This is a genomic window from Sphingomonas antarctica (assembly GCF_965137005.1).
GTDB classification, from domain to species: domain Bacteria; phylum Pseudomonadota; class Alphaproteobacteria; order Sphingomonadales; family Sphingomonadaceae; genus Sphingomonas_O; species Sphingomonas_O antarctica.
Window position 1 is genome coordinate 72,634 of sequence record NZ_CBCRXM010000011.1, and the last position, 21,746, is coordinate 94,379.

Below are 21,746 nucleotides of genomic sequence, written 5' to 3' on the forward strand. Positions count from 1 at the left end.
CACGGCGGGCTGGAGCCTAAATATCTCGTCGGCGATATAAACGGGTGCCGCCGCTGGCGGCGTCCCAACAAGCTGACGGACCAGAACCGCATCTTCTGCGACACGCGCGTTATCGCGCGACAGCGAGCGTTAGCGAGCGACAGCGCGGACGGTGGCTCTGGTCCTCCCGAGGAGGACAACAACCATGACTAATAACCGCAATCAGCGCTTTAAGACGATCTGCGCTAAAGCCGATCAGATCGTATTCCAGACGGGCGTTAGCGCGTCCGAATTATCTGGTTACGCCGTCTCCATGGCGGCATTCGGCCGGAAACCAAACGGCGAATTTTACGCAATGTTCGAGGAGTGGCTGAGGCAGCAACAGGCCGTTCCCGGCGCCCCGCCGGTAGATATGCCCGCAGACGCAACGGTCCAGTTGGAGGAATGGACTGACCACCTGAAGGCCGAAATCATGCAGCGCGTTACGTCAATCGTGCGCGGAGTCGCTGGTAAGTTCGAGCAGACGACGGCGATGCGGGTGATGGCGCTGGAGCGGCTTTGCGCAGACCAATCCCGCCGCAATGCTGAGGTGCTTCAGAGCCTGACAGAAACCGAGGCGGAGTTGAGCGACGCGCAGGCCCGGTTGCAGTCGCTGATCAGCGAGCTCAAACAGGAACGCGAGCACGTTCAGCGCATGCACGGTCGACTGGAAGAGCGCGATCTGCTGTTTCAGGCACTGCGGTCGAAAACAGCGGCGCTGTCCAACGTCGATGGTAAGCACGCGTCCGACGGCGATGATATCGGCGCCGGCGGCTCGACCGGCGTTGAAACGGCCAGCATTGCCGACGCGCCGTCAATGGCCCAGCCGGTAGAGGAGCCCAATGAGCCGGAGCAGCCCCAGGCAACGAAAGCAGACCGCCCCTTGGGTGGTCAGGCCGAGATGCCGCTCGTGACCAACAACGTCGCCGATGAGGCGGAGGTGGCCGGTGACGACCGGGGCTGATCCGCAGCCGCCTACGCCATCGTCGTTATGGCGACGGCGCGGTTTTCAGTTTGGGCCTTCCCGTTCGGCTTTTCCGTGGCCGGCAAGCTGCGGCCCGTAACGTCTTCGCGCAGGGCCGTTCGGGGTAGTGGGGGCAGAGCCTCATCGCTCACTGCGGAACTAGGAGTTAGTTCCACGAAGTGAGCCCACGCAAATACCGAATTGGATCCCTTACCTGCAGCGCGCGATGAAGGACTGGCCGAATCCAAAGTGATGTCCCTCTTACCGGCTTGGTCGTTGGTGCCTCGACACCGACCGGCGAGGTCATACGACCACCACGGACAGGATCATGCCGCCTAAGGCGAAGGCCGCGCCCGCGCTGACCAGGAGCATCGCCGAGCGAAACAGGATCTGGACGCGGCGGCGTCAGCCGTGCTGATGCGGATGCCGATCGAGATACAACCGCAGCGATGCGCGAAGCTCCCGACACTGCGGCGCAGCAAGCCGAGGAGTGCCGCGCTGTCACCGCGACATCGGCGAATGCTGAACGGTAGCGCAAAATGGGTCATGACGTTCTCACAAAGCCACGGAGTGCGTTGGCCAATATGATAGCTGTGGCGGCAGCCGATTGCGCCGAAGCCAAGCGCCTAACCGTGACATAGAAGCCGCCCATACTGCAACTATAGCCTTGCGGAGGCGAGGCACCGCAGGGTGCGCTCGCCTGCGAACAAGTTTTCCAAAACGGCGAAGCCACACGCAAATGTTTCTGCCGTAACGGTCATCCAGAGATGGACTGGAAAATGCTGGGCCGGTTTTGCCGGCCCAACATTTGAAATTGTTCACAATTTCGCCGATCGGCATTTGAACGACTATTGGCCGCGTTGCCACGATGCCCGCAAGGCCGCCTGCCTAGCTGCGTCGCCGTACAGGATATCCGCTTTGGTCTCCGGCCGGGGTTGGTCGCTGGACACTTGAACCAACGTGGTCGGTGTAGGCCGATCCTCGACGAGCCCCACAGCACGTCGAGGCTGCACCGCCTCTGGCGCATTCAGGTCATCATGCAAACGACGCAGACGCTCCTGCATGTGGGGCGCGCGACCATGGAAACGCGATAGATGAATGAGCGCCGCAGGCGCATCACCACCAAGCGTGATCTGCTCACCCTTGCGGACTAGATTCAAGGGCTTGGCGGTCACGTGTGCTTGAACCTGCGCCAGCGCCTGCTCGACTTGCTTGAATACCCGGCCAATAAGAAACGGGCTTCGCTGCAACGTTTCGACTACGCTGGGATCGACCTTGGCCGCCAAGAGCGCAGATTTATCGATCCTGTCGTCTTCGTCGAACGTGAGCGATACGTTGCGATTGACGAGGTCGCGGGCGATCGTCGTAGCATCGAGCAGCGGGGGCGGCATTGCAGGAGTAGGTATCGCCGAGGCGACGGTCGCTGGCGCCGGCGTTGTAGGTATTGGCGCACGTGGTACCGGCTCGACCGGTGGCGCGGGCGCGAGGTTCGCAGGCAGGTGCGCGATCACCGGCACGGCCTGTTGCTTCGATGGAACGAGTGACGCAGCTGGTGTGGTCACCGATGGCTCGCGGGCAATCTCGACTGGAACATGCCCGGCAGGAGGTCTCGTCCGGTCCGCGCTGGTGAAGCGGCCGGCAAAGATATCGTCGATTGCAGCCTTAATCGCCGGGCTATCCTGATAACGGAAAAAGGATCGTGCCAGCGCAGGATCGACCTCATCGAGAAGATGCCGCTTCCGGCCTTCGATGGTGCGCGTGCTGAGCGACAGGCGATTGGCAGGCAGCTGTCGCACGACACCGGCGATTTCCCGCTGCTGGCGACCATAAAGGGTCTTAAGCTGCGTTTGCACGCGCGTTGCGGTGACGCCGACCGGCATCGCGCCCTTGGCCAGCGTGAAGCGCAACCCATCGGTTACGATCAACGGGCGGCGTGCCTCCACCTGCCGGAGCCATTGCTCGACGGGGTCGATCGCTGCGGTCACGGGCGGCACCACGTTTTTGGCCGGCGGCGACACGCTGACCGGCACGGTAACGAGCGACTCTAACCTTGCCTCGGCGATCACGGCTGCACCGCGCAGCCGTTCGGCTTCGGCCGCACATTCGGCGACAAGGCTGCGATCGTGGCGCAGCGCGACATCCAGCACATGCAGGTATCTCCCGGCCGCCACGACGATGTCCGCGCGCCGCTGATGTTCGCGGCGTGACCCGGCCGATGGATCCGCATCGATCGCTCGCACCAGCTGTCCGTTGATCCGGGTCAGATTCCGGGCGCGAGACGCGGCGCGGTCGTCGGCGTGCTGCAGGGTTGCGGCGAGATGGTCGAGATCGGCGGCCGCGATCAGATCGGCCTCAAACCGGGCGGTCGGATCGCCGTCACCAGTAGCGCCGGATCCCGATCGCCTGGCCAAACGCGCGCGCCATCCTTCGACGCGGCGAGCAGCCTCGGCATGTGCAGCATCCCGCCTTGCGTCGATCTGCGCCAGGATCGCCTTCGATTGGCGCTCCTCGTTCCGGGTGCCGGCGGCGGTCGCCGCGCCGCGCGCTTCCGCTGCTGCCTGCCGCGTACCGAGATGCTCCTGCGGATCGGCGACGATTCCCATATCGGCATGGCGGCGCGGATCGACCCGGCGGGTAACGTCCGCCTTCTCAAGCTGGACGTTGGTCAGCGCGGCGAAACGCCGGCGCAGGTCCTTGATCCAGCGATCGTTGCCGACCTGCGCGACCTTCTTCTGGCGCAGCGGCCAAAGCTCGCGGTTCACGCGATCCCTCTTCACTGTAACGGCGGCGAAGTCCCACATGCCAGGCGCGAGCCGGCTGGTGTCATGGTCGCTTCGTTCGAGTTCGGCGATCTGCGCCGCCGTGATGCGGGCGCAGGGCCGGTCGTAATAAACGAGGTGGAAGTGCCAGTTCTTTTCGTCGTTGTTGTGATCCGGCGCGTGCATAACCGCGACGAACGGGATACGACGGCGGCGAAACTCGTCGGTGAAGTCTCGCAGCAGCTGCACCTTGCCGGCCATGGGCAATTCGTTCGGCAGCTCGCCGACGATACGATACTGGGTGCGGCCGGCGCGCCCGTCGTGAAACTTGGCGAATGTCTGGTCGTCGCCGTCCTTGGCGACCCAGCGATCCTGTTGCTCGAGGAACTTGCGCATCGCATCGCCGGAATCGATGTCGAACCGGACGATTTCATCGTGATCAGCGCCCCCATATTGATCCCGCAACGCCGGTGGGCAATCGTTCCGCCGGACGACCGCGGCCCAGAAATCCGGCCGGTCGGCAAAGCGGCACGACATCTGGTCCGACCCGCCCGACCGCTCGTGCTCCTCGACCAGCGTCCAGAACTCGGCGCGCTTGGACGGATCGGCATCGATGTTGGTGAACAGAGCGCGGTCGCCGTCCGGCTGACTTGCCACCGCGCCGCCGCGGACGATGTAGCGATCATGGCCGGACGGCGTCCGCGCCGCTACTGCCGCTTGCGTGCCAGCATGGCGTCCCTGGCGGGGCGACGACTGTCGCACAACGGCAGCGAACGGCCCGGCGTCCACGGGTATTTCCGCAGCTCTTTGCACCAGCAGCTCAGGGTGTCGTCCATGACGTACCAGTTCGAAGCCGGACAGGAGACACAGATCGGCACCGGGTCCGGCATCAACTCCCGATGGGAAGTCGCCAAGGATTTCAAGGTTTCGCTGTAGAAAAGGTCGTCCGGCGTCAGCTCCTTCGGATCGACCGCTGGTTTGACCGGCGGCAACTCCATCTTCTTCTGCTTCTCTTTCACGTTCATTCTCCTCATGGCCGGCCGCGTTGGTCGGCTCGATCGAGGGAGATGCGGCGACCGGGTCGACAGCGTCCGCCAGGATCGCCACCGCCGTTTCACGCTCGACGTACCGATTGTGCGCCCGCGCGGCGCCCGGGCGGTTGCGCCGCCCATCCTCCATCCGTTCGGCCGAGACCTTGTTGATGAAGGAATGCGCGAAGTGAAACGACGTCGCGCCCTCGGAGGTGGCCAGCCGATGCGCGCGGGTCATCGGCACGTGGAACGGGATTCGATCGCCGGCCTCCGCTTGCTGGCGTTCCGGCGCCTGACGGCTGGGCCGCCAACGTACGACGCCGAGCACGTCGTCAGCGATTTCTGGTTCCAACCCTTCACGCAGCAGCGCGTATTTCTGGTTGGCCTGTTCGGCTCTTCGCTTGAGCAGAGCAGTCCTGTCGTCGGCCACACCGCATCTCCCAGACGCGCGGGATTGCGCGTCTGGAGTGGTTTTCGGATCGTGACGGAAACCATGCCAAACTGCCCCCAAAACCCTTTTTCGAAATTATAGAAAAGGGGTTTTGGAGAATCGGCGACGGTATGTTGTCGCCGTCGCGTGTGACCGGTTATATTCTCGATCAGACTGTGCTGATACGCGCAGCTAAGTTGGCTTGCCAACTTAGCGGTAGTGCGCCTGAAAATCAGTAATACTTTTGAGCGCTATATTACCTGATGTAAGGTGAAACTGCCGTTAGATTACATCAGGAAAGGGTATTCGTCTGATCACTTACGTCGACCGCCGGCCCGCGATATTTCCGCATGCGCAAATAACGTTCTTGCGAGACATGCGTAATTCGGCAACGTAAATGGATCTCCGCCTGAGATCGGACTGCTTTCGATCCGGCGGAGGACTTTACGCTGCAGCAGCTTCAGTCGGCCCTTGATGCACTGATCGGCGTCGCAACCGACCTCGTCGTCAGCGCGGCCGCATCATCCGCGCGTGGGTATATGTCCGCGCGCGACACTGCGATCGACCTGCGGAGCGAGGTTGCGCTTCGGGAGATCGTCGGACCCGCGCTGTATAAGCTCGCCCTCGGCATGTCGGCGGAGGTCGAGCGTCATGCGACGCCGCGGTTCAGGTCCATCCTCGCCCATCCGCGCCACGGCCGCGAGCAGCTGATCGACGAACTCGACAGAGCGGACACCGAACTCAACACGGTCATTCATGAGGCAGGGTCGCCGCCCACAGCCGCAGCTGCTCTCCGGATCGCCCTCGCGATCATCCGTGTACGCGCCATCACCGTGGCACTGGGAGAACAGGCGTTCGCAGGCCCTCCCGGATCGAAGGGCAGCGGCGCACCGACACCGCGTCGCCGGGCGATCCAGGCGACCGATCTGGGCGAGGACGTGGCGCGGGCCGTAATTGCTGCCATCGACACCGGCAATCAGTGGCATACGGCGCTGGAGCCTCTCCGCGACCTAGAGGCGACCGGTGCGAACCGGAACGGCGTGGCGACGAAGATTCTGACGTTCGCGGACATGCCGGATGGCCGCGCCATTCTGGAGCGCATTGCCGCCAACGCGCGCCCGCACTTTCCGCCGGTGGAACGCGCATCGACCAATGCCTCCGCGACGGATGTGCCGATCGCGGGAGGCGACAAGCCGAACATGGCCGTGAAGGCAGATCGCGTCGTTCCCGCGGTCATCGAGAGCCTGTCGACCTTCGATCAGAACGGCGCGCGACTGTCGGTCACCGAAATCGCCCGCCTACAGAAAGAACAGCGGAGGCAGCGATGAAACCTCGCAGCTTCCCGCTCGCTCGATCGCCTCCTTGGTTGCCACGCGGAGAATGAAATTCACATAATGGAGCCCCATCATGAACACGAACAACCATTACCGCTACCTGCACTTGTTTGAAAAAGAGAAAGGCGGGGTCGGATCGACGGGGAGCCTCGTCACGGCCGCACATGCCGTGATGAAGCGTGGCGATCCCATCGTCTTCGTCGAGTGCAGCGTGACGCAGGCCGACGTGTCTAATGCGTACGCTGACCGCCACACCGTCCACGAGGTCGACCTGAAGAGCGACGACGCCGCGGACCAGATCCTGAGCGCCGTGCAGCAGGCGGGTCCCGGTGCCCGCATTTTCGTCAACGTGCCGGGCGGGCGGCTCGAAGATCTTGACCGCGTCCACCATCTCATCCGCTACGTACAGAAGAAATACCCCAATCTCATGAAGGTCGCCGTCACGTGGACGATGGGCCTCGACGCCGCGTCGCGCACGACGCTGGACGCGCTGCGCGCTTCCGACATCCCGGGCCAGCTCATCCTGAACATGCCACGTTGGCATGGCGATCTGCGCGACTACAGCAACGTCGATCGCGACCTGCTCGACAGCGTCCGTTCCGAAGGAGGCATCGTCCTGAAGATGCCCGGCCTGACGTCCCATCTCTATGACCGTTTCCGCAAGGACGAGATCGGCCTCGACATGCTGCCGCAGGCACCGCGCATGACCTTCGGGAACGTCGCGGCATTCGAGATGTGGGAGGACGAGGTCGTCGCGACGCTGGCGAGCATCTACTGATGTCTGGCGGCACCTCGGCGATCGTGAACCTGTACATCGCCATTTACGGACATGCGCCTTCGTCCCAGACGACGGAGGCGCTAATCCGCGCGGAGCAGCTGCTCGGCATCACCGAAGGAGATGCGCTCGCGCGGTTCTACGTCGTTCTGCTGCACGCCGCCGACCGCTTCGACGAGACTGTCGATCGCCGCACGTCGGACGAGAAGGCGTTTATCGCCGGACTGCGCGGCGTGACGGCGGACCTGGCTACGACCGTGCGCAACGTGGACGAGGCCGGTCGGAAGGTGATACGCACCGCAAAGCAGCGCGGATCGATGTTCTCCGATGACCACGTGGTTCCCGTGGATAGGTCGGCATCTCCGCTGTTCGCCTACCTTCGCCACGCATTCTATTTTACCAGCCACGGCGAACAGGATGCCGAGCGCATCATGGCCGCGCGACACGACATTTTCGCGTCAGGTGTGCTGCTGATCGTCGCCGTGATTGCGATCTGCGGAATGGTCCAGTTGCTGGCCCCGTGACGTCGGGCGGAGGCCGCATCGCCCAGCCATTGATTATATTAAGTCACCGGGGGGGTCTACTACCGACGAAAACCGGGTTGCCGAGACCTTAACGGGTGGCTGCTAGCGTAGGTGCATGTGGCGATCCTCCATGACCCCCGGAGTGGCCCAGTTGCCCAAGGGTATGTGCTTGCGACCGGAGAGCGCCCGATCGCTGCTCCATGCCGAGCGGTTCGCCCGCAAGGCCCTGTCGCCGATGGACACGGCGATCACAATCGAGTTCAGTTCCGCGCTGGTCGGCAGCGTGCAGCCGTATGAGCTGTTCCGAAAGATCTGGGAGAATACACGACGCGCCTGGAACTACCGTGTGAAGCAGAGCAAGGCGCAGGGCAGTTTCGATGCGATCGCCGTGTGGGAAAACCCGCCGAACGGGCCAATCCACGTTCACTGGCTGCTGCGCTGGTCGCCGCTCGATCGGGACGATCTCGAAAAGCGCATCCGCCGCGCGCTGAAGAAGCTCGCCCCCAACATGCCTAACCGCTGCCTGATGGTGCAGCCTGCGAAGACGACGAGCAGGATCGCCAAATATATGGCGAAGGGGATCGACGCCCCTTACGCCGGTCACTTCTATCTGAAGCAGTCGCCGCAGGGTCCGATCCATCATCGTCGGATCATCATTTCCCGTTCCCTCGGGCCGACGGGGCGCAAGATATATCGAAAGAAGAACGGGCTGCCGCCAATCTAACATCGGAGCGCGACGCCCCCTCCCAACCCCGCGCCGATGAGCCGTCCGACGATTCTCATCAACAGCACCCGCAGAAACGCATGGATGGAAGCCCTCCCCGTCGAAAGCGGATTGCCCACTCCCATTGCGGACAGGCAAGCTGTCGGCATGAACGCCGTCGAAATCGAAGAAGCCGTATCCGAACTGGCGCTCCAGCCTTTCGATTCCGCGGAGTTTGCCTTCCAGTTTCTCGCAGCGTTCAGCGCCCGTGACACCACGCTGAAGCGCTTGCGCAAAGGCGACTCGAACCAGTCCGACGTGATCGGCGGCGTCCTCTGGCGGGGGAACATCCACATCGCCGTCGCACCCGCTGGCGGCGTGCATGATGCGCTCGCCGCTTTGCGAGCCAGTCCCAGGACCGCGTCGAACAAGGCCAAGTTCATCCTGGCCACCGATGGCGATACCGTCGAGGCCGAGGATCTGGTCGGCGGCGATATGATCGCGTGCGTCTATGCTCACCTGCCGAATCATTTCGCGACGTTCCTGCCGCTCGCGGGCATCTCCACCGTCAAGGAAATCAAAAACAACCCGGTCGACATCAAGGCGACGGGGCGACTCAACAAGCTCTACGTCACGCTGTTCAACGACAATCCGGACTGGGCGACCGAGGAGCGACGGCACGCGCTCAACCAGTTCATGGCTCGGCTGATCTTCTGCTATTTCGCCGAGGATACCGGCATCTTCAACGGCGAGGGGCTGTTCACCGCCACCGTCGCCAAGATGTCGGAGGCCGGCCACGGCACCGGCGACGCGCAATGGGGCAACACGCACGAAGTGCTGCAGCACCTGTTCCTGGCGATGGAGACGGCTGTCAAACACGACGGAAATCTCGACAATCGCTACCGCCGCGCCGCCGGCATCCGCCCCTATGCCGACGTCTTCCCGTATGTGAACGGCGGGCTATTCACCGCGGCTGGCGAATGCCCCCGGTTCAGCCGCACCGCGCGCGCCTATCTGCTCAGCGCCGGCGAACTCGATTGGAAGGAGATCAACCCGGACATCTTCGGATCGATGATCCAGGCGGTCGCCGACGATGGCGAGCGCGGCGAGCTGGGCATGCACTATACCAGCGTGCCCAACATCCTGAAGGTGCTGAACCCGCTGTTCCTCGACGACCTGCGCGCGCAGCTGGATGCGGCGGGCGACAGCAAGCAGAAACTGCGCAATTTGCGCAAGCGGCTGGCGAGCATCCGCGTGTTCGACCCGGCATGCGGATCGGGCAATTTCCTGGTCATCGCTTATAAGGAGATGCGAAAGATTGAAGCCGAGATCGTCGCGCGGCTAGGCGGAGAAGCGAATCTCAAGCTGGATGAACGCCGCAGCGTCATCGCGCTCTCCAATTTCTACGGTATCGAGATCAAGAGCTTCGCTGCCGAGATCGCCCGCCTCGCGCTGCTAATCGCCGAGTTCCAGGCTGATTGCCTGTATCTCAGCCAGCAGGAAGCGCGGGCGATGGTGCTGCCGCTACACAAGACGGGGCAGATTACGGTGGGAAATGCGCTGCAATTAGACTGGCTTGAGGTGTGCCCGCCAGTCCACGCTGCTCCTGCAGTCGAGCATGACCTCGGTGGGCTGACCGGCCGGTTAGCGTTGGAAGAAACCGGGCTAAAAGACGAGCGTGATGAAACGTATCTTTGCGGCAACCCGCCATACATCGGCGCCCGTAAGCAATTAGAGCCGCAAAAAGCAGATCTATGTCGGGCGTATGCCGGGGACGTAGCGTTCAAAGACGCGGATTACGTCAGCGGATGGCTCATCAAAGCTATCGAATACAGTGACTGGTGCCGCTCAACTGTCAGAAGGGAGAATTGGACCGTCATCTGGCTTCAAAACGTTCGGCGGCATAGCGTGAAATCCCACTGGCGAGAGATGGCATCAGACGGCCCCGGCGAGAGCTTAATGCCGCGAAAGCTGGCCGCTTGGCGGGGCGGTCACATGAATAATCTTGAACTACGAGCTGCTCCGGGAGAGCCAGCGCACGAGCGATCATGCGCGCAAACGCTTCCCAGCTCACGGCGCTTCCGTTCGTCAGATGCCAGACGCCACACTCTCCATCGAGCGCCAGATCGAGCGTCGCGTTCACGAGGTCGGGAACATAAGTCGGGCTGATCACTTCGTCAGCGGCAGCATAAAACTTTTCGCCCGATCTTAACGCTGCCTCAACTGCGCGAGCAAAATTCTGCTCGTCGTAGGGGGAGAAGAACGCGGCCGTTCGAACGACCAAGGCGTCAGGATGATGCTCGCGAAGCCCCGCCTCCATCGCCGCCTTTCCGCGCCCGTAGGCATTCATCGGACACGGCGTATCGCTTTCAGACCACGGCGCGTTTCGCTGACCGCCGAAAATAAGATCGCTCGAAAAATGGACAGTGCGTATCCCGCGCTCCTTTGCAGCCGAGGCGACGGAAATGGGACCGATTGCGTTGGCTCGGTGGGCTTCGGTTTCCTGCGTTTCGGCGTCATCGACACGCACCCATCCGGCGGCGTTGATCACTAAATGCGGTTTGAACCTGTCCAACGCAGCGGCAACGCTCTGCTTGTTCTCAATGGCCAGCGTGTCGCGGTTCGTCAGGATGTAGTCTAATCCTCGCAGGTGGCACGCACCCGCGAAGGCTCGCCCAAGCGTGCCGGTTGCGCCCGTGATCAAGATAGGCTGATCGCGGGGAACATCGAATTCAGAGGATCTCCCACCTGCGACCAGCCTAATATCGCGTTGCCACCAGCCCTCCCCCTTTATGATGTGCGGAAGCCGACTACGGCTTCTTGTCGTCACGTCGGCGATGAGTGCCGCAAGTGCCGTTGGGCGGGGAGATGGGCCGCTTACGTCGAACGCTCCCGACTCATAGTGGTTCAACCGACTGGTTAGGAGGCTGTTCCAGTCGAACGCACCGAGCAACGCCCATATCGTTATCGCTCGCACGTCGACTGAATCAGCAGCCAAGCTTTCGCACGTCTCTAGCGATCGGGACAACCATCGCAGCTGTTCCTCGCGTGTGCAGGCGAGATGACATTCAGTGATTGCAATCGGTAGGCTATAGCGCGACCAGCAATCGCGTATCGCGACTTCCAGACCATTGATGGCTTCCGACAGTTCCCTAGCGGCCACCCTGTCGTGATATCCGACGTCTGGCAGGGGCCCTCCATCTGGCGCATCGTCAAGGTACCGATCGCTCGTAACATAGTGATTGATGCCGATGATATCTGGCGTGCAGGGCTCGTTGGCCATCACGTAGAGGCGCGGCTCGAGGCCAAAGTCGCACAGCCGAACCCAGAAGGGATGCCCCGGAACAACGCGCCCGCAAAGTAAATCCCAGGACATCCAACGACGTTCATTATAATGTTCGGCAACGTCTTGAACGCCGGGGCTCGCATAAGTCCGCCCGAGATCGTCTGTTTGCACCAGGCGCGCGGATGGAGTGACGCGCCGGATCGCTTTCATAGCCAATCGCGTGGCATCGATTTGATTGAGAAGGGCTAGCCAAAACACCCGCTCATCCTGCGCATGTGGGTACCAATGCCCATAAAGTGCGCTGAACCTCGCCGTTGTGAGAGGTTCGTTGATCGGCGTCCAGTGAATCACCCAAGGATAACGCTCAGCAACCGCGCCGGCGTACTCTGCCAGCTGGGTTGCAAATTTGTCGTCGATCAGGCTGGTCCAGGCCGGTCCGGAGCCATGGTGCACGAGCCCAACTATCGGATCGATTTCAAGCTTGCGCAGACGGTTCAGTCGTTCGTCGGGCCAACTCCAGTCATACTGGCCGGGGAATTCTGTTACTGTGCGTTCCCAGAGAACAGGGTAACGAATACGGCGAAGTCCGAGTTCGGCGAAACGATCCAGGTCATCCAACCGATCGTGATGGCCGGACATGCGTGTCTGGTCGCGATAGACATTCCCTACCCGATTCACGGTACACTCGTGGCCGCCCCAGATCTCAATCATCATGCCCCCGCAAAATGCCAAGCGTCATCCCTGGTTCCCGCCACGCGCACTTTTGCTTTCCTACTCAAATTTCTGAGGGATGGAACTTCATCGGCCATAAGGAATTTCACCGTTGGGAGGGGGCGCAACAAGGAGTGAACCCGGCGTGTTCAATTCGGAAGCCTGCGCGATTTCGTCTTCGGAGCCACAGCGGCAACAACTTCTTTGTTTCTCTCATCTCCGCTGGAATTTCGTGAAGCAGCGCCCGCAGCATTTGATGCTGCGAATGGCTCGGCAGTTTGACGTCCTGTTTTGGGAAGAACCTATCTTCGACGCGGTCGAGCCGCACCTGGAAATCATCAAGGTCGACGGAATCCGTGTGGCCGTGCCGCATTTGCCCGAGGGTATCGACACTGAGTACGCATTACGCGTGCTCCTCGATCAACTGGTTTCGCAAGATTCTCGCGCCCTGTTGCGCTGGTACTACACACCGATGATGTGGGGATTTTCCGGTCACCTCCCGGCCGTAGCAACGGTTTACGATTGCATGGACGAGCTGGCGAACTTCGCCTTCGCGCCCCCCGAACTGTTGCCGCGTGAAGAGCAGTTGCTCGCCGCAGCGGATGTGGTCTTCACTGGGGGTCATAGCCTGTATGAGGCCAAACGCGGACGCCATCACGAAATCCATCAGTTTCCATCAAGTGTTGATGTGGCACATTTTACCAGCGCTCGCAAAATTCCGCGCAATGAGTCTGTCGGTCCAACGCTCGGGTTCTATGGCGTAATCGACGAACGGATGGACCTGGCCCTGATCGCCGATTTGGCGCGGGCACGACCGGACTGGACGATAGACATGGTGGGTCCAGTGTTGAAGATTGACCGCGCAGATCTTCCAACGATGTCAAATATCAGATGGCGCGGGCAGGCCGACTATGGTGAACTGCCAGAAATTGTCGCCGGATGGGACGTGGCAATTATGCCGTTCGCAATCAACGAGGCTACCCGCTTTATCAGTCCGACGAAGACGCCCGAATATTTGGCTGCAGGGCGACCGGTGGTCTCGACCCCAATCGTGGATGTTGCGCGACACTATGGGCAGCTTGAAGGCGTCAAAATTGCAGAGAATGCGGCCGCGTTTGCCGCCGCCGCCGAACACATGATGCAACTCGATCGTGCCGGCAGTTGGCGAGATGAGGCCGACTGCGTCCTTGCTACCATGTCATGGGATGCGACCGCCAGCCAGATGATTGCCATCATCAACCGCGTGCGCGCCGATAAGGTCACAACCTTACGCGCCGAAGCCGAACACTACGACTTTCTGATCGTCGGCGCCGGATTTGCGGGCTCCGTGATGGCGGAGCGCTTGGCCGCCGATGCCGGCCTGAGAGTGCTGGTGGTCGATCGCCGACCGCACATCGCCGGCAACGCCTATGATTGCCTCGACGAGGCAGGGGTGATGATCCACCAATATGGTCCGCACATCTTCCATACCAACAGTGAAGAGATTTTCACGTATCTGTCCCGCTTTACCGAGTGGCGACCTTACGAACATCGCGTCTTGGGGCACGTCGATGACAAGTTGGTGCCTATCCCGATCAACCGTACCACGCTGAATGAGTTGTACGACGCCGGGCTTGGCAGCGAAGAGGAGGCAGCGGCTTTTCTTGCCGCGCGGGCCATGCCGGTCGCCAGTGTCGAAACCTCCGAGGACGTAGTCATCGGGGCGGTAGGTCGCGAACTCTACGAGAAATTCTTCCGCGGCTATACACGTAAGCAATGGGGGCTGGATCCGTCCGAACTAGATAAATCAGTCACCGCGCGTGTGCCAACGCGAACGAACACGGACGACCGTTATTTTACCGATGTTTTTCAGGCTATGCCGGCTGAAGGTTACACTGTGATGTTTTCGCGGCTGCTTGCGCATCCGAACATCACCGTGATGCTCGACACCGATTTCAGGAAGCTGGGCAGCCAAGTAACCTATGATCGGATGGTCTACACGGGCCCCATCGACGAATTTTACGAGCACCGCTTCGGTAAGCTGCCGTATCGCTCGCTGAGGTTTGAGCACGAAACGGTCAATACTGAACGGCACCAGTCGGTAGCGACGGTCAATTATCCTGGGGAAGATGTGCTCTTCACTCGAATAACCGAATACAAGCACCTGACTGGGCAGGATCATCCGAAAACCAGCATCACACGTGAATATCCATGTGCAGAAGGCGACCCGTATTATCCCATCCCTCGACCGGCGAACGCAGAACTATACAAGCGATATCAAGCGCTCGCCGATGCCGAGCAGTCTGTAACCTTCGTGGGACGGCTTGCGACTTATCGCTACTACAATATGGACCAGGTCGTCGGTCAGGCTTTGGCTTCGTACCGTCGTCTAAAGCGCGAGATGGCTGAAGTCACATTATCGGATCGGATCGCTGCGTGACGGTCAGCAAGCGGGGCTAATCCTATGATGATGGTCGATACAGAGCTGCGAAAAAGCGCGATCCACGGCGTTGGCGTTTTCTTGACCGAGCCGGTCGCTAAACAAGCGTTAGTCTGGCAGTTCGATTCGCGGATCGACCGGGTATACTGTGAGGAGGAAGTTGCCTCGCTGAGCGGGCGTACCCAGACCTTCCTGCAAATCTATTCCACGTGGCACGAAGGCGTGAAACTCTGGGTGTTGTGCGGTGACAATGGGCGTCATTTCAACCATTCCGACGTGCCAAACACGATCTCCGACGGAACGGCATTCGGCACGGACGTGGCGGCGTTCGATTTACCTGCGGGCACAGAGTTGACCTCGGACTACAGAACGATCTGCGACGCGGTTCGCAACGGCGGGATGAGCTTTTAAATCAGCCCCCAAAGATTCCCAAAGCCTTCGATCGTTCGAGTTCGCCACCGACAAGTTTGTCGCCAATATCCAGCCGATAACGCCCATTCGGCACGACTATCTTTTCGGCGCGAAGATATGCGCAGGACTGGGCTTCGGCAATGGTGCTCGCCACTCCGGTCACGACCATCGTCCAACCGTAGAGCCCGGCAGTTACGAAGTTTCCCCGGCTGCGCCCAACCTCGCCAAAGTGGATATGGCTCCGATCATCTCTGTCCAACGCATCCATTATGATCGGTAAGCCGACCGGCGCGTTGACCTCGTGACGCGACCACGGGAATGGCGGGGTGGTTATCAAAACGCCGACTGCCCAGCCATCCTCAGTCTTGAAAGAGTCTGATCCAAGGCCTGTCATACGCGCAAAAAGCTGACCCCACTTGGTGCGTTGTAAGGGAGACAGGACGGCAAAGCCCGGATAGCCAAACCGGCAAGTGAACTCGAGTGGCCAGATGCCGGCTTCATTCACGATGGCGTTAAGGTTGACGTAGCCGATATGGCCTTTGCCGCGAAGTAGTGGGGCGACAAGCTTGAGCGTGCGCCTGAAAAATCCGCCCGTTTGTTCGAAAGTCGCGACCGTACCCATTTCCCCGGTCAATTCCCCCATATCACCGGCGAAGAACCGCTTATGCTCCCAATCGAGGCATGCCGGCTCAAGGAACTCCGTTCCATCGAAATACGCGCCCACGCCAACTTCCACGCCCTCGATGAAATCCATCAGGATAAAGCGGGTGCCGGTGTTAACCGGGTTCGCCTCAAGCATTGCGCTGACATCGCGACCGTCACGCAACAGACCGACATAATTGTCGTGACTGGCGTGATCGGGACCGCTTATTTTGAGCACATAGCGCGCGGGATTTTTTGCAATGAAAGCTATTGCCGCTTCAGTATCCGCGAACTCGTGAACATGGCCCGCAGGAAAACCGAGTTCCGCTAGAAGCGCCTGGGCAAAGGCGCGGTCATTTTCCAGGCGATCGCCAAAGGCGCTGCCGCCGATCACGTGATAACCCAGGCCGCGTATTTCGTCCTGGATGGCACCATAATCCTCGGACACTGACTCGAAGATGATGATGCCGTCATCCCCCACCCAGTCGAGGGAAGATCGCCAGTCAACAACGCGGTCGATCAGCCCTTCGCCGGTGCCGCCCGCGAGCGGCTCTGTGACTGCCACGCGAACTTCGTGCCCCTCCGCCTGCAGCTCGAGATATAGGGCAAGAAGATCGCAGGTTTCGGTGACGCCGAGGAAGCGCATCAGCGTTCGCTAAACGTTCGGTAGTCGAGAGTGAGCTCCTCACCGATCTGGATGTCGCGAGCGGCGATCATATTATAGTCGTCGGTCGCCGTGACATTAGCGCTTTCGCCAAAAAGCGGCTGATTGATGTACCACCCGGGGGGTCAGTAGGTCGAAGTTCTCTGGGCACCCCAGTTGGCCATCCCTACCAATGGCGAAGTCATCGTAGAGCGCTCGCCGCTGGGTCGATAGCTCCGCCGAGTTCAGCTCGCCGGCACCTACCCAGATCAGCTTCCCCTGATCAGCTGCGAACAAAACCGTTCCCGCGGCAATCGGAGCAATTGAAAAGACGCCGATCCCGCTAATCGTTGAGACGCCTAAACGCGTCAGCACACCGTGATGGGGCAAGGGCGTGATCACTCAACGTAACGCTGAGGATATTGAACGGGCCAGCACCATTGGACTCCGCATCGCGATTGGAATGATATGTCCAGTCTCGGTGCCGCTTGGCGCGGAGGGCTAAGCGTTGACCGCAGTGGTCTTCGCCGGGGGCAAGGTATTAGCTTCGGCCATGGGCATCAGCTCGTCCTTTCGGGCCTGCATCAGACGGCCGAGTTCGACCAGGTCGACATCGGTCTTGCGTGCCTGAGCAAACATGCCTTCGCTGTTTGCTTCCTCCTCATGGACATGGTGCGAGATTTCCTCGCTCAACACGGTCACCTTGGCATCGTAAAATTCGGCGCCAGGCGCGGCCAAAATATCATTGATCAAGACTTTAGCGCCATCGTGCTCGACATAGGCTTCGTCGAGCATGTCGTCCTCAATTTTGCCGCGCAGCGCGGGGTAGAAAATCTCTTCTTCAATGATCGTATGAACCTTTAGCGCGTTGCACACCTTGGTCGCGATCGCCTGCTTCTTGTCATCGCTTTTGGCCGCTTCGAACTGTTCGAACAGGTCTTCCGCTTCGCGGTGATCGGCCTTGAGCAAAGCAATCGCATCGGTGGGGGCGTCAACCATAGAAATTCTCCCTGATTTCAGAACTCGAAACCTCCGAAGAGGATAGGCGTTCCACATCGGTAACAGAAGACCATGACAAAGGAATTTTGTGTCCCACTCTCCGCCCATTCCGCCAGGTAATGTTTCGCCTCACCCGATTGCCGAATTGCCGCACGCAGCGCCGGACGACGCTGTGGCCGCGCCTGCGGCTCCGCCTGGCAGGAGCCGGAGCCGGAGCTGGAGCGGGGCGTCCTCGCTGAACTCCGTGAACAGATTTCACCAAGGACGCTAGGCACTGCTGGAGCCGTAGCGGCCGGCCTTGTGGCACTTGTTGTTGCTGATCGAGCGATACGGGGGAAGCGTTCTACCGATGCCGACGAGCCCGCCGCAATGCGCAAAACCACCACATAGCGCAAGCCTGCAGCCGTTACCAAGAAGCCCGTTGCGAATGCGCCAGCGAAAAGACGTGACCGTCCTCCCTCCACCGATGACATGAGTGATCGCGCTCCGCAGGATGCATCGCGCATCGCAATGGGCGCGGATTACGAAGTCCGTTACTGGACCACGAAATTCGGAGTCGGGCGCGTCGCGCTCAAGCGCGCGGTTGCCGCGGTTGGTAACAGCGCCGATGCGGTGGAGCGGGAACTGAACAAGGCTTAGCTCGCTTGCGTAGCGACCAGTCTGCTTGGAAGCCAACTTCGAAACGAACCCACGACCAAACTGTGTAGCGTTCGGCTAGACTCCGGCGGTCACGCGGATGTTGAATTAGAAATGGACTTCTATCCGATCATCATGAGTCCTGATCTCGTAGGGAGCATTAATCAGTGCTGCGCTCCGGCGGCATTGTTTCCCAATTAAGCCTGGCGGTGATCATTAGTTGACAAACCGGCATCGAACGGACCGGGCGATCCGCGAACTCGAACATAGCGTGCCTTACAAAGGTATCGGTCGCTTAAGTATAAATTTCAGTGCGACAACCGCTCCACCGGCATTCTCCCGACTGACCGTAGCTCCCACCTTACGACACAGCGCGTCGATGAGGCCGGAGCCGCGAGCGCCTTGGCGGTCGATGCCAGCCAACACGTCGGGTGGAAAGCCCGGCCCCTCATCGGACACGATTAGGGTAGCGCGATCGTCCTGCGCCGTCAGGCGTACATGAAGGGCACGGTGCTCCTCGGAAATGCCATATTTGATCGAGTTAGTAAGCAACTCGTTGACAATCAGCCCGAGCGAGGTCGCTTGGCCAACGGTCACCACCATTGCTGCCTCCACCTGGATATCCAGGTCGACATCCAGCGTGGTCTCAATGGACACGACATCTCTGACAAGGCTTGGGATATAGTTTTTTAAGTCGATCTGTCGGATCGTGTCGGCGACCGTGAGATGATCCTGAATGGCGCCCACGCCGCGGATCCGGCGCGCAATCTTGGACAGGGCCTCCCGCGCCTCTTCGGATTTAGTGCCAATCTCTTGAAGAGTTACAAAGGAAATGATGAGCTGCAGGTTATTTTTTACCCGGTGCTGGAGTTCGGCGAGCAGTGTTTTCTGGTGAGATTCGAGCTCGATCTGGGCGGTTATGTCTACACAACTACCGTAATATCCCGCGAATTCGCCACCTCGGTGGAAGGGGGCGCCGTTGTCGAGCAGTTGCCGATAGTCTCCATCGGAGTTCCTAAGCCGGTACACCATGCTGAATGGGCGGCGGGCGTTAAAAGCGGAGTTGTAGGTCTCGACGCATCGGTCGAAGTCGTCGGGGTGCACACCGTCGGCCCAGCCGTAACCGGCTTCCTGCTCCAAGGTGCGGCCGACGAAGTCGAGCCAAGGCTTGTTGAACCAGTCGCATGCCTTGTCGAGACCGGACCTCCAGATCATCACTGGAGCGTTGTTTGCCAGTTCCCGGAATTCCGCGTCGCCGAAAGGTGTGAGCGCCGCGACACGATGATTGGCTAAGTCATCCATCAAGCTGACATACTAGCTAGTTGCGGTCATGACCACTAGGTAGCCCAAATAGTTCCAGTGCGTTGGGAACTGGGGGTGGTGGGGGATTGCCTCCCCCAAGGAGCTCCTCGGCGGCATTCACCGATGCTAGCAGCGACCCGGTATCATATGGTTTGCGAAGCAACCCGATAGCGGCATCGCGGTTGGCTCGCCCCGCCTCTACTTGCCCGCTCACAAACAGGGAGGGAATCGCAAAGCGCTTCCTCAGTTCACGAGCGAGAGCGATGCCCTCGTCGTGGCCGGCAAGGTTGATGTCAACGAGTGCGAGGTCGGGTCTTGCGCCGCCCAAGGCCAGCGCCTCTTCCGCCGAATAGGCGGGGGTAAGAACCTCGTGCCCAGCATTTTCGAGCATCGCGACCGCTGTCAGTGCGATTACCGCTTCGTCCTCAACCACCATAATCCGCATACCACCGCTCCGACCTTGTGAGCCCTCAAAACTCCGGCTTCGATCTGCTGTTCCACCGAAACCAAACTAACTTGCCAGGATTGCTTAAACCTTCATCGATTTAGAATCTGGACAGGCCGCCAGGCCGTCGCTTAGCGTCGCCGGTATGGAGCAACCCACTAGCACTACTTTGGCACAAATGTGATTTTTGGGATTCCCAAGACGGGATTTCCCTGATTCATGAAGAGCCAGCTTTAATGGAGGCTGGCGATGGCAGAGGATTGGCGCGGCGATTTGGAGGTTTGGCTGGCGCCATTTCTGGCGGCATTGCGGCACAAGACCCGGATGCGGGTGTGTCCGGCCTATATCGCAGGTCTGATCGGCCCCGGTGACCGCAAGAGTGTGCAGCCGATGGCGGCTCGTGGTGGTGAGTTTGGCTATGACCAACTGCATCATTTTGTCGCCGACGGGGTGTGGGATAGTGCGCCACTCGAGGCCGATCTCCTGAAGGAGGCCGACCGCCTGGTAGGAGACGAGGCTGGATATCTGGTCATCGACGACACGGCGTTGCCGAAGAAGGGGCGGCACTCGGTTGGTGTTGCGCCACAATATGCCTCGTCGCTCGGCAAGACGTCCAATTGCCAGTCGCTGGTGTCGGTGACCCTGGCTTCGCGCGAGGTGCCGGTGATGGTGGGTCTGCGGCTCTTCCTGCCCGAGAGTTGGACGGATGATGCCGAGCGCATGACGCGGGCGCGTGTCCCGCTGGATCGACAGCAGGCTCTGACGAAGCCCGAGATCGCGATCGAGGAGATCGACCGCATCATTGCCTCCGGGGCGCGGTTCGGCTGCGTGCTTGCCGACGCAGGATATGGATCGAGCGGTCCGTTCCGCCAGGCGCTGAGCGAGCGCGGCCTACTGTGGGCAGTCGGGCTCTCGCGACGCCAGAACGTCTACCCGGCGGATGTTGGCCTGACCTTCCCGGTCGCCAAGACTGGCCGGCGCCGACAGTACTACATGCCCGACCGGCCACCGGTGTCCACTGAGGCGATGCTGTCCGGCGAGAGATGGCGGAAGATCAGCTGGCGACGCGGCACCAAAGGCCGGCTGACCTGCCTCTTCGCGGCTCGCCGGGTCCGCATCGCGGAAGGTCATAAGCACCGGATGCTCGACAACCGCATGCAATGCATGCCGGGTGACGAGGTCTGGCTTGTCGGCGAGCGAAGATCGACCGGAGAGCAGAAATATTACGTGTCGAACTTGCCGGCCGATGCCACGCTCAAAATGCTCGCTGCCGCAATCAAGGCGAGATGGATCTGCGAACAGGCGCACCAGCAGCTCAAGGAAGAACTCGGCCTCGACCACTTTGAAGGCAGGTCTTGGACGGGATTACACCGACATGCCTTGATGACGATGATCGCCTACGCCTTCCTCCAGTCCCGCCGCCTCAAGGCAGCGGGACGGAAAAAAAAGAGTCGGGGGGCCGCCGCCACAACCCAGCATGCCCGCGATAAGACAGGCCATCCTCAACCTCTTCGCACGACCTCCAACCCGACAATGCCCACACTGTAAAAAGCCTCTTACCGACCCCGTCGATCAAAATGTGCCAAAGTAGTGCTAGTGGATCGAATCTAACACTTGGTGCCCGCGCCTGACGGCGGCGATGATTTTATCGGGATCGGCTGTCCAGACGAAGGGCTTTGGGGTTTCATTGTGCTCGGCGAGGAAGCGGTTGATA

At 60.5% G+C, this 21,746-nt stretch carries 15 protein-coding genes and 2 pseudogenes; 10 read left to right on the forward strand and 7 right to left on the reverse strand.

The window, feature by feature from the left end:
• Nucleotides 1-184: 184 nt before the first annotated feature.
• The gene (locus ACM9ME_RS11545; protein ID WP_415643614.1) at nt 185-982 is read left to right on the forward strand and encodes a hypothetical protein; all 798 of its coding nucleotides are present in this window, start codon (nt 185-187) and stop codon (nt 980-982) included.
• Between the two features lie 848 nt (nt 983-1,830).
• On the opposite strand, the gene ACM9ME_RS11550 is transcribed toward ACM9ME_RS11545, so the two are convergent.
• The gene (locus tag ACM9ME_RS11550; RefSeq protein WP_415643615.1) at nt 1,831-5,202 is read right to left on the reverse strand and encodes a MobA/MobL family protein; all 3,372 of its coding nucleotides are present in this window, start codon (nt 5,200-5,202) and stop codon (nt 1,831-1,833) included.
• Nucleotides 5,203-5,741: 539 nt separating this feature from the next.
• Between ACM9ME_RS11550 and ACM9ME_RS11555 the strand changes: the two genes are divergently transcribed.
• The 5 genes and pseudogenes from ACM9ME_RS11555 to ACM9ME_RS11575 form a co-directional block, all read left to right on the forward strand.
• On the forward strand, nt 5,742-6,530 hold the full coding sequence (locus tag ACM9ME_RS11555; protein WP_415643616.1) for a hypothetical protein: 789 nt from the start codon (nt 5,742-5,744) through the stop codon (nt 6,528-6,530).
• A 79-nt stretch (nt 6,531-6,609) separates the two neighbouring features.
• Nucleotides 6,610-7,314 (forward strand): hypothetical protein, encoded by a 705-nt coding sequence (locus ACM9ME_RS11560; RefSeq protein ID WP_415643617.1) that lies wholly within the window; start codon nt 6,610-6,612, stop codon nt 7,312-7,314.
• Nucleotides 7,314-7,835 carry a hypothetical protein gene (locus ACM9ME_RS11565; RefSeq protein ID WP_415643618.1) on the forward strand — a complete coding sequence of 174 codons (522 nt, stop codon included), beginning with the start codon at nt 7,314-7,316 and terminating at the stop codon, nt 7,833-7,835. Before ACM9ME_RS11560 ends, ACM9ME_RS11565 begins: the two co-directional genes overlap by 1 nt.
• 130 nt (nt 7,836-7,965) lie before the next feature.
• Nucleotides 7,966-8,559 (forward strand): hypothetical protein, encoded by a 594-nt coding sequence (locus ACM9ME_RS11570; RefSeq protein ID WP_415643619.1) that lies wholly within the window; start codon nt 7,966-7,968, stop codon nt 8,557-8,559.
• Between the two features lie 147 nt (nt 8,560-8,706).
• Nucleotides 8,707-10,365: pseudogene (locus tag ACM9ME_RS11575) on the forward strand (DNA methyltransferase); the annotation flags it as partial.
• A 49-nt stretch (nt 10,366-10,414) separates the two neighbouring features.
• On the opposite strand, the gene ACM9ME_RS11580 reads toward ACM9ME_RS11575, so the two are convergent.
• Nucleotides 10,415-12,538: a family 1 glycosylhydrolase gene (locus tag ACM9ME_RS11580; protein WP_415643620.1), complete on the reverse strand. Its 2,124-nt coding sequence runs from the start codon at nt 12,536-12,538 to the stop codon at nt 10,415-10,417.
• Nucleotides 12,539-12,680: 142 nt separating this feature from the next.
• Here ACM9ME_RS11580 and glf point away from each other — a divergent pair, with 142 nt between their 5' ends.
• On the forward strand, nt 12,681-14,954 hold the full coding sequence (glf, locus tag ACM9ME_RS11585) for a UDP-galactopyranose mutase (protein ID WP_415643621.1): 2,274 nt from the start codon (nt 12,681-12,683) through the stop codon (nt 14,952-14,954).
• A 24-nt stretch (nt 14,955-14,978) separates the two neighbouring features.
• The gene (locus ACM9ME_RS11590) at nt 14,979-15,365 is read left to right on the forward strand and encodes an SET domain-containing protein (RefSeq protein WP_415643622.1); all 387 of its coding nucleotides are present in this window, start codon (nt 14,979-14,981) and stop codon (nt 15,363-15,365) included.
• Between the two features lies 1 nt (nt 15,366).
• On the opposite strand, the gene ACM9ME_RS11595 is transcribed toward ACM9ME_RS11590, so the two are convergent.
• Together ACM9ME_RS11595 and ACM9ME_RS11600 are read right to left on the reverse strand one after the other, a co-directional pair.
• Nucleotides 15,367-16,653: a hypothetical protein gene (locus ACM9ME_RS11595; RefSeq protein WP_415643623.1), complete on the reverse strand. Its 1,287-nt coding sequence runs from the start codon at nt 16,651-16,653 to the stop codon at nt 15,367-15,369.
• Between the two features lie 498 nt (nt 16,654-17,151).
• Entirely contained in the window at nt 17,152-17,649 is a 498-nt protein-coding gene (locus tag ACM9ME_RS11600) for a hemerythrin domain-containing protein (RefSeq protein WP_415643624.1), read from the reverse strand.
• 471 nt (nt 17,650-18,120) lie between these two features.
• Between ACM9ME_RS11600 and ACM9ME_RS11605 the strand changes: the two genes are divergently transcribed.
• Nucleotides 18,121-18,288, forward strand: a complete 168-nt coding sequence (locus tag ACM9ME_RS11605) for a DUF3606 domain-containing protein (protein ID WP_415643625.1) — start codon at nt 18,121-18,123, stop codon at nt 18,286-18,288.
• 273 nt (nt 18,289-18,561) lie between these two features.
• Here the strand turns inward: ACM9ME_RS11605 and ACM9ME_RS11610 are convergent, their stop codons facing one another.
• A complete protein-coding gene (locus ACM9ME_RS11610; protein WP_415643628.1) occupies nt 18,562-19,587 on the reverse strand; it encodes a sensor histidine kinase in 1,026 nt (341 codons plus the stop codon).
• Nucleotides 19,588-19,603: 16 nt separating this feature from the next.
• On the reverse strand, nt 19,604-20,032 hold the full coding sequence (locus tag ACM9ME_RS11615; RefSeq protein WP_415643626.1) for a response regulator: 429 nt from the start codon (nt 20,030-20,032) through the stop codon (nt 19,604-19,606).
• A 249-nt stretch (nt 20,033-20,281) separates the two neighbouring features.
• Here ACM9ME_RS11615 and ACM9ME_RS11620 point away from each other — a divergent pair, with 249 nt between their 5' ends.
• Nucleotides 20,282-21,580 (forward strand): IS701 family transposase, encoded by a 1,299-nt coding sequence (locus tag ACM9ME_RS11620; protein ID WP_415643627.1) that lies wholly within the window; start codon nt 20,282-20,284, stop codon nt 21,578-21,580.
• A 45-nt stretch (nt 21,581-21,625) separates the two neighbouring features.
• Here the strand turns inward: ACM9ME_RS11620 and ACM9ME_RS11625 are convergent.
• Nucleotides 21,626-21,746, reverse strand: a pseudogene (locus ACM9ME_RS11625) (IS630 family transposase); the annotation flags it as partial.

What these genes read in the sequence shown, in the direction of transcription:
- ACM9ME_RS11545 (WP_415643614.1), top strand. Translation starts at nt 185, where the DNA reads ATGACTAATAACCGCAATCAGCGCTTTAAGACGATCTGCGCTAAAGCC.
- ACM9ME_RS11555 (WP_415643616.1), top strand. Translation starts at nt 5,742, where the DNA reads ATGTCCGCGCGCGACACTGCGATCGACCTGCGGAGCGAGGTTGCGCTT.
- ACM9ME_RS11560 (WP_415643617.1), top strand. Translation starts at nt 6,610, where the DNA reads ATGAACACGAACAACCATTACCGCTACCTGCACTTGTTTGAAAAAGAG.
- ACM9ME_RS11565 (WP_415643618.1), top strand. Translation starts at nt 7,314, where the DNA reads ATGTCTGGCGGCACCTCGGCGATCGTGAACCTGTACATCGCCATTTAC.
- ACM9ME_RS11570 (WP_415643619.1), top strand. Translation starts at nt 7,966, where the DNA reads ATGACCCCCGGAGTGGCCCAGTTGCCCAAGGGTATGTGCTTGCGACCG.
- ACM9ME_RS11580 (WP_415643620.1), bottom strand. Translation starts at nt 12,538, where the DNA reads ATGATGATTGAGATCTGGGGCGGCCACGAGTGTACCGTGAATCGGGTA.
- ACM9ME_RS11590 (WP_415643622.1), top strand. Translation starts at nt 14,979, where the DNA reads ATGATGATGGTCGATACAGAGCTGCGAAAAAGCGCGATCCACGGCGTT.
- ACM9ME_RS11595 (WP_415643623.1), bottom strand. Translation starts at nt 16,653, where the DNA reads ATGCGCTTCCTCGGCGTCACCGAAACCTGCGATCTTCTTGCCCTATAT.
- ACM9ME_RS11600 (WP_415643624.1), bottom strand. Translation starts at nt 17,649, where the DNA reads ATGGTTGACGCCCCCACCGATGCGATTGCTTTGCTCAAGGCCGATCAC.
- ACM9ME_RS11605 (WP_415643625.1), top strand. Translation starts at nt 18,121, where the DNA reads ATGAGTGATCGCGCTCCGCAGGATGCATCGCGCATCGCAATGGGCGCG.
- ACM9ME_RS11610 (WP_415643628.1), bottom strand. Translation starts at nt 19,587, where the DNA reads ATGGATGACTTAGCCAATCATCGTGTCGCGGCGCTCACACCTTTCGGC.
- ACM9ME_RS11615 (WP_415643626.1), bottom strand. Translation starts at nt 20,032, where the DNA reads ATGCGGATTATGGTGGTTGAGGACGAAGCGGTAATCGCACTGACAGCG.
- ACM9ME_RS11620 (WP_415643627.1), top strand. Translation starts at nt 20,282, where the DNA reads ATGGCAGAGGATTGGCGCGGCGATTTGGAGGTTTGGCTGGCGCCATTT.